Source organism: Salinivibrio costicola subsp. alcaliphilus (assembly GCF_001996185.1).
GTDB lineage: Bacteria > Pseudomonadota > Gammaproteobacteria > Enterobacterales > Vibrionaceae > Salinivibrio > Salinivibrio costicola.
On the sequence record NZ_MUFR01000066.1, the window covers coordinates 1 to 7845 of the forward strand.

At 44.1% G+C, this 7845-nt stretch carries 5 protein-coding genes; 1 reads left to right on the forward strand and 4 read right to left on the reverse strand.

Annotated elements, in window-relative coordinates; genetic code table 11:
• Positions 1–352 precede the first annotated feature (352 nt).
• Positions 353–1882: a dGTPase gene (gene dgt, locus BZJ21_RS14640; protein ID WP_077670185.1), complete on the forward strand. Its 1530-nt coding sequence runs from the start codon at positions 353–355 to the stop codon at positions 1880–1882.
• Positions 1883–2033: 151 nt separating this feature from the next.
• On the opposite strand, the gene BZJ21_RS14645 is transcribed toward dgt, so the two are convergent.
• The 4 genes from BZJ21_RS14645 to BZJ21_RS14660 are packed head-to-tail and all read right to left on the reverse strand — an operon-like array spanning position 2034 to position 7537.
• On the reverse strand, positions 2034–2897 hold the full coding sequence (locus BZJ21_RS14645) for a DUF7281 domain-containing protein (RefSeq protein WP_236719580.1): 864 nt from the start codon (positions 2895–2897) through the stop codon (positions 2034–2036).
• 11 nt (positions 2898–2908) lie between these two features.
• The gene (locus BZJ21_RS14650; RefSeq protein ID WP_077670187.1) at positions 2909–5701 is read right to left on the reverse strand and encodes a coiled-coil domain-containing protein; all 2793 of its coding nucleotides are present in this window, start codon (positions 5699–5701) and stop codon (positions 2909–2911) included.
• Positions 5695–6270, reverse strand: coding sequence for a condensin complex protein MksE (locus tag BZJ21_RS14655; RefSeq protein ID WP_077670188.1), 576 nt, complete (start codon positions 6268–6270; stop codon positions 5695–5697). The genes BZJ21_RS14650 and BZJ21_RS14655 overlap by 7 nt, the downstream gene beginning before the upstream one ends.
• Entirely contained in the window at positions 6260–7537 is a 1278-nt protein-coding gene (locus tag BZJ21_RS14660) for a hypothetical protein (protein ID WP_077670189.1), read from the reverse strand. The genes BZJ21_RS14655 and BZJ21_RS14660 overlap by 11 nt, the downstream gene beginning before the upstream one ends.
• Positions 7538–7845 lie beyond the last annotated feature (308 nt).

The window sequence follows — 7845 nt, forward strand, 5'->3', positions numbered from 1 at the left end:
TATGATGCGCGCCATTGTCGCGCCACTGACTTGTATGACGTTGGCGCATTCGCATCAGCAAGGTTGTACAAACATGGTTAACAACAAGATCCAGTGGTTCTCGAACCAGGCATATTAAAACCCTATAACTTGCCAAAAGCCCCCCCTTGGTTAATATTAACAATAAAGTCAATAGATAAATGTCGGAACGTCTCACTAAATACAGCTAAAAACCAGCTTTTTGGTCATCCTCTCCAAGTCAATGTTCTTCAAAATGACTAAATCCCTAATCACATTATTTATCCAATCTAATATGAGCCGACTAGAATCTTAGGTATAGTTTCTTCAGCGCGTTAAACAAAGAGGAACTATTATGGCTATCAACTTCAAAGAAAAAATTCGAGGGACAAGGGTATATCACAACGGAAAAGCCATTAAACCTCGCCCACTGACTGAGCCCAGTAAAATTGCAGCACAAGGAAACTTCGAAAGTGATCGAGGCAGGATCCTCAACTCAGCTGCAATAAGAAGGCTTCAACAAAAAACTCAAGTCTTTCCCCTCGAACGTAATGCTGCAGTTCGCAGCCGTCTCACTCATTCTCTCGAAGTTCAACAAGTTGGTCGATACATCACTCAATTAATCTTTAAAGAGCTTTCTGAAGAATCTAAGCAAGAATACGAAATAACCGGATTAGAACGTCAATTTGAGTCGATAGTCGAAATGTCATGTTTAATGCATGACGTTGGCAATCCACCTTTCGGACATTTTGGAGAGCAAGCTATAAACGATTGGTTTTCTAGAAATTTACTATCTCTTGTAATGGATAAGAACGGTGAGCCCACAATCGACTTACCAAAGCCAATCCAACAAGATCTTACCAATTTCGAAGGTAACGCACAGGCTATCCGCCTAGTTCACACTCTACTCGAGCTCAATCTAACCTATTCGCAAGTATCTGGTGTGTTCAAGTATACTCGCCGTGGGGATCAACCATCGCCTAAAACAAAGAGCAACTCGGAATTACATGACTATGACTATTTGATGAAAAAAGTGGGTTATTACTTAAGTGAACACCGCTACATAGAGTCACTAAAAACGGTGCTGTCAATGGACTCTCATTGCCGCTCTCCATTTTCATACATAATGGAAGCTGCGGATGATATTTCCTACGGCATTGCAGACATTGAGGATGCTGTTGAAAAAGGCATTCTCACAGTAGATCAACTCAAAGAAGTTTTAAACGACGAATACCAATCTATTGTAAAAGAGTACGATTTGCAAAACAGTGAAGAGATGAAAAAGATCGTTGATGTCGCCAGTGAAAGCGCTTCAAAATCCGATAACTGTGCGAACAGCCACTTCTTCATTACTCTTCGCGTGGAAATAAACAAACGCCTACCACAACATGTATGCAAACAGTTTATAGATAACATAGAGAAGGTATTTCACGGGAGCTTCAATAGAGCGCTAATTGAAGATCATAGTGATAATCATGCATTAGTAAAAGCTCTTAAGAATGTTGCTATGAACTATGCTTTCTGCGATCCAGAAGTAGAAAAAAGTGAGCTACAAGGATATAGAATCATTACGGGGTTACTTGAAGCGTATAAGCCATTATTACTATTAAGAAAAGAGACTTTTACCAACATTAAAGAAGCCCCTCTATACGAGAGAAGACTCTACAAAAAACTACCGAACAAGCACCTTCGAGCATACGAAATCGCTATGCAAAGGTTAGAGCAAGAAAAAAATAAACCGTCTGACCCTACGTACTTACCCTATGACTTTGATGACGATGTTTGGGAGTTTTATTTTCGAGTCCGCCTCATCCAAGACTATATTAGCGGCATGACCGATCAGTACGCTTATGACGAATATCGTAATCTACATGTGTTGGACTAAGTAAAAGCAGACAATCTGAAATGTAATTACAATATAAGGGAAGCCATCTTCCCTTTTAATCACTCTTAATTTAACTATTCACGAGAATTCATTTTGAATTATCATCAATCCACTAATGTATACCTGTAAATATAAGATGAAATCACAGATATTAGTCATTCAACCAAATCACCTCTTGCTCCAAAGCTAAGCCATGCTTCTTCATTTCCGTCACCAACTCTCGTAACTCTGATGACTGTGCTAAAAGCTTTTGGCTATTGCGCTCGAAAGAGGCAAAATCCCGGGCGGTGTCAACCCAAAGCTGGTTTTGTCCATAACGCAACAAAAACGCCTTCCAATTCGGCATCATCCAAAACTCTGCTCTTTCTGTAAGCTTCTCTTTGAGGCGGCGGTAGTTATTCAGCCCTACTCCATCATAGTCAGCAAAAAAGTAGACTATCGGTGCCCTTTCAGGCACCGATAACCAATCAATTAGTTTGTTGTGTAGCTGCCCGCGGTACCAAATAACGGTAGTAGGTTCGTTATTAGGCAACCAATCTAGTCTGTCAAATAGCGCTTGATTCTCCACCAGCCAAATGGAATGTTCTGTGTGAAGATGTCTATTTCGCTCTCCGCCCACCTCAAGCGACAAGACACCAAACGCTTCTGTGGCTGCATTTAAGTGCTCGGTTGGCACGCCGGAAACGTCCCACAAAGGGTTCGCAACCGTTTTAGCCAGAGCGTACGTGACATCGTGACCTGCGTATCCTTGTTTGCTGCTGCGTGTCGAGGCTATGTTTGCCGATCGTTGCGGTACACTGGAAGATACACGTTGGTCGGGGGCCAACCGTTCAAGTTCAACGGTGGCTACATCCATATCTTGAATTCGATAAACAACACCACGGCCTTTAGGCGTAATTTGCACACACCGCGTTTTGTGATTGAACGCTTCAAGCTGCTTCTTTTGAGACGGTGTCATTGTACTTCCGGCAACGGAATCAGGGTAAACCTCAACGAGTCGCGAGAGTGCTTTCACCAACGCCTGGCTCATAGCGATGGCTCTGCATATGATTGGGGCAGCTCTTGACTCTCTAGTGGTTCGAAAATCTGCCAGCTATTTCGACTAATATGATTTTTGCCATTGGCTTGGTGAATTGGCACACAATAACGCGCGGTGGTTAAGGGGGCTGGAGAGGCAAATATCAAGGCAAAACCGAATTGATCCGCAATCTCTATCAAGCTCGTTTGGTTCTGGGTATCCAAAGCTGACGCTTCATCCAAATAACAGACTGCTTTCATTTGGTGGCGTTTATCTTGCATGAGGTACAACATCGCCAGACCCGTCACAAGCTTCGCCATCAATACGGTTCCGTTAGAGGCGGCACTATCAATTTCTTCAAATGACTCTTGCGGCTGGCCGTGCTTGGCAACGACAAATTCAAGCCGGAATAAGTCTGCTACTCTTAAACCTTGGCGAGCATTGCCCTCATCAATCAGCAGGCTCTTCGCGCGCTCTAAATCAGCATCATCGAGGATACTGCCCTGATCAAATAGCTCAAAACTTTGACCACTTTCAGTTTGCTCTGCTTGTTGGATCAGCACATTCATCGCATCAACAAGCAGACTTTGTTCGACTGGCTCAATTTTGAAAATTTTAAGATCTGACAGCTGCCTTTGGCTGATCAGGCGGTTGAATTCCTTCATCTTACTTTGCAATGCATATAAACCACTGCGCAGCTCTCTTAAACTGGCAGTGACGTTGACGACGGCCGATCGGGCCCGCCTTTCCAGTGCTTTTTTCTCATCGTCCAAACAATGATTGAATTGAATAATACCCTCTAATTCTTCATCTTGTGTTTGCGCCATCTGAAACTTCGTCAGCCCTTTTTGACCCAATTCATTTTTCATTTGGCGCAATTCTTTTGATAGCTGATCAAGGGCTTTGCAATCTTCAATGTAGTCCTGAAGACGATCCGGAAGTGACGCCAAAGACCAATCATCCCCCGCTATCCAGGGCGAATGTGGCTGGTCAGAAAGTCCGCTAAATAGCGCTTGGTCATCTATTCTTTGTTTTTTTAGTTTTTCAACACTGCTCTCGTCTGAAGCCAGCTTATTAAGCTTATCCGCTACCTCACTTAATTGCCTTGAAAGATCGGCTTGCTTTTCTCCTGAGTTGTTAAGCGCATCGTTAATCGCTACTCGCTGTTTCTCAACAGCCTGTCTTTGCTCGATTCGCTGTGCTTGATTGTGTGTTAACTCTTGTAACTGTTGGAAGTCTTTTAGCTCTTGTTCACACTGCCTAACGGCACTATTTAATTCGGCCTTTTTCCTCTCAGCCGCCTCTTGCTCTCTACTCGCTTGAAGTAATTCTTTGAGCTCGTTTATTTGCTCATTAACGCTACCAATTTCCTCCAAAACCTCTGACTCTGTTTTTTGCACATGCTGAGGCAATAGCTCATGAAGCGACAATGTTAAGCCGGGGAGCAAGCATTGCTGTGAGGACTCGCGATTAAAAACGCTTCGCAACTGCTCAGCATTAAGCGAGTACTGCGAGGATGGCAGTTGCAGAACTTGTTGGCTGAGCACTTTGTTTAGATTATCTAACTCGTGTGTATTGAGCGTCTTAGAAAGGTGAAGGTATAAATTGTCATTTAGGGTTCGCTGTTGATACTGCAACCGCTGGCGCTGCTGTTCTTTTTCTTGCAATTGTTTGCTAAGCATCTCGGAAGAGGAGCGCTGGGACTGAACACATAATGTGGCCTGCGCTTCATACTCTTTCTCGGCGGATCGTAACTGGCTCTCTAGGAATCCTTGATCCGGAATCAGGGCAAAACGCGCTTCCAGCTCTTGATGTTGCTTCTCCGTACGATCTAGCTTTGCCAGCTCATTGACTAAGTCTTGGCGTTTCCCTGCTTGAGCGATATCTTGCTCTCGAAGTTCACGTGAGGTTTGTTCAAGCTTAGCCTTTTGCTTAACTAGCTGTTCCCGCGTTGTTTGAACGTGACCATGCCAGTCTTTTAGCAACGCATCCACTTTCGGTTGGCATACGGCAATCTTTCCTCGTAAAGATAAGGTACGCTCAAACTTTTGCTCGAGTTGGTAAATCATCTTTTGATTATTGAAAGCGGCTAGGTACTGCTCGCGCTCTAAGTTAATGTCTTGAAACGCTTTTTCCCATTCCTGCTTAAAATCAATACTGGCGTTGGGTAGCTCTCGACTAAATATCGTTAACAAATATTCTTTCACATCACTAGAATTTAGTTTGTCGAGTCGCAGCGTCTTGGTGAGTACCTGCTGGAAGGAACGGGCATCGCTAATATGCTCAAGCTTAAATACGGTAAAGTCAATATCGCTCGTCTTCTTGCTTTTTGCACCGCCATAAATCAAGTGACGGAAGTCCCTCTCGTTATATCGATGGACGCTATATTTCTTTTTTGCTAAGTGACTGACAAGCTTTGGTTGGCTGACGATATTACCACCATCTAAACGATAATCGTCTAAATTCAACTCTCCCTTGTAGGCAAAGTACTCATAGTCATGGCCCACCCCTTTACCGACACACCCAAACACTACTGTGCCCGTTTGCGGTAGAATTACTTCTAGTAAGATATAGGCGCTGTTATTTGGGAAGTAAAAGCGACGCGTTTGATCTCGCGTGTGCGAGCCAAAATCCATTTTTCTCTGATCGATGATAAGTAGAAATTGAAGCGCATTGATAAGGCTTGTTTTGCCATGGTTATTGGGTGCGATTAATGATACAGAATCATCGAGAGGAAGTTCAGCGCGCTGGTATCCCGCACTGCCGATTAACGCTACACGTTGAAAGCCATAACTTAACATGATTCATCTTCCTCATAAGCCGTAGCCGCTATATCACTCTCAGATGCGTGCTCTGTAATTGCTTGGAAGTGATCAAGGTAGCGATATACCGACGGCAACAAACGCCAGTGATTGTTCTCTTGAACGGCAAAACCTTTTCGCACAGCGTTGTCGAGTATCTTTGCGAGTGCATCTCGGTCTAACTGTTCTGCATCCAAAAGTCCTTGATGCTTTCCGTAAATGTCATCGAGTAAGGTGTTATCAATTGTCCATTGGTAAAACTGGCCAAGGGAGCGACCGCTATCCGCTTGATGATCAAATAGCACCATTAGCAATAACGCTAAATGACGCGATTGTTTATTGATGTTCTGATTACCTTCTTCATCATGAAACCAAGCAAAGCCGCGTCCATCAATCCGCAAATCAAAACCTAGGTTTGCAAATAGATACTGATACTGTTCTGCTTGCAGCTCAAGCTCATGCCATAGCGCGGCATCCGCCGAGCGGTTAAGGTGTCGTCCAGAGCTAAAAAGGTGAAATAACTCGGTCAAATGTGCCAGTTCATTTAAATCGATTTTTCTATTTTGCATGATCTATACCCTTTGCAGGAGTTGGATCAGTTAATGCCCTGATTTTATGGGGGTAATAAGTAACGGCGACGGTGTTTAACGCTGTAGTATTCGAGTGTGGCCCTAACGTGCTTTCCCATTGAGGCTCTTGCACAAGTTCATGGTAAAGTCTTAATAACGCTGCGTCCGGTAAATGCGGATAGTGTTCCCTCAGCCATATCATAAGATTGTCAACCGGCAACGAATCGCTCAGCTTTTCTCTCAACCGCGCTTCATCCACCCAGCTGACCGTTGAACTCGTCGGTCCATCTCCTTCATCAGGGAAAACAACAGCAATAGGCTCAAAATTCATGAATTCAGCCATTAATTCGCGCACCTCATTGCCCAATTGAATTTTGGTGACACGGCTACTTGTCCACAAAGGTAGCCCCTTGGCGTTGAGCCCTCGCGCTAATCCCTTTTTACGAACTTGACTGAGCTGCTTACTAATCACCGCTGAAAGCTGGTTATGCTGTCTTGCTTCCTCACGTAATGGCAGCAAAGTATCAGCACATTGTTGAGCAATGACGCGTCCTTGATAACGAAGCTCTTTCACTTGATAAGCTATCTGGCGCATCGCCAGCCTTTGTTGATACAAAGCGCCACGTATCGAGAGTCGATCGACCGCATCATCCAGTGCTTCTTCTGCTTTTTCTAATAATGGGTAGAAGCTACCACCAAGGCCGCTGTCCATCATTTCGTTCATCGGCTCAACGTATTGATCGTACACTTCTAGGACTTCACGGTAACGACGTTCTATTGGCATACTGGTATCCGCCGATTTCGCTAATTCTGCTATTTCAAAAATTGCTTGTTTGTCTTGAATTAGCTGTTGGGTGATCTTTCTGACAAGCTCTGAGAGTCTGTTCGCGCCGGTACGCAGCAAATCATTGTCCGACCCATCTAGCCCTGCTAACACCTGACTGGTGGCGTCTTTAATCGCGTCGACTCGTGCTCTAAGTACTGCTGATAGGCCAAGCTCATGCTCTTGCGTCAAGCCTCTCACAAAATCCACAACTAATGTATTTAGCTGATAGTCACTACTTCGGTTGATAAGTTGCAATATATCTGCATTAACAAGGCTTGTGAGCACAGTATTACTGTCTGTTTGCTTATTTTTGAATTGATTGATCACCTGCTCAAGTACTCTCAGCTCAAACGCTGGAAACTCTCGCGAAAGCCGCGTTAGCTGCTCAACAACCTCCCAATGTTGATGTAACTGAAAAATGAGACTTTTAGGTGCGACCATTTCACTCCCTTATTCAACGACTTGCCGGCTTTCATTCCGCCGAGACTATCTGCAGGTTTAACTATTTTTATGATGTCTCCTTAATAGCAGTAGGTAAACACTAAACGCATAAACATGTCGAATAACTAGACTAGGATCTAAATTGCGCACGTAGTCTATTAGGTGAGAGTGGCTATTTCGATACCGCGCGTTGTCATCGATAATCCAGAACACCCCAGCTTTTCTCATCGATACCGTTAAGTGGTATGATGCGCGCCATTGTCGCGCCACTGACTTGTATGACGTTGGCGCATTCGCATCAGCAAGGT

Coding starts and splice junctions, on each gene's coding strand:
- dgt (WP_077670185.1), top strand. CDS start 353: ATGGCTATCAACTTCAAAGAAAAAATTCGAGGGACAAGGGTATATCAC.
- BZJ21_RS14650 (WP_077670187.1), bottom strand. CDS start 5,701: ATGTTAAGTTATGGCTTTCAACGTGTAGCGTTAATCGGCAGTGCGGGA.
- BZJ21_RS14655 (WP_077670188.1), bottom strand. CDS start 6,270: ATGCAAAATAGAAAAATCGATTTAAATGAACTGGCACATTTGACCGAG.
- BZJ21_RS14660 (WP_077670189.1), bottom strand. CDS start 7,537: ATGGTCGCACCTAAAAGTCTCATTTTTCAGTTACATCAACATTGGGAG.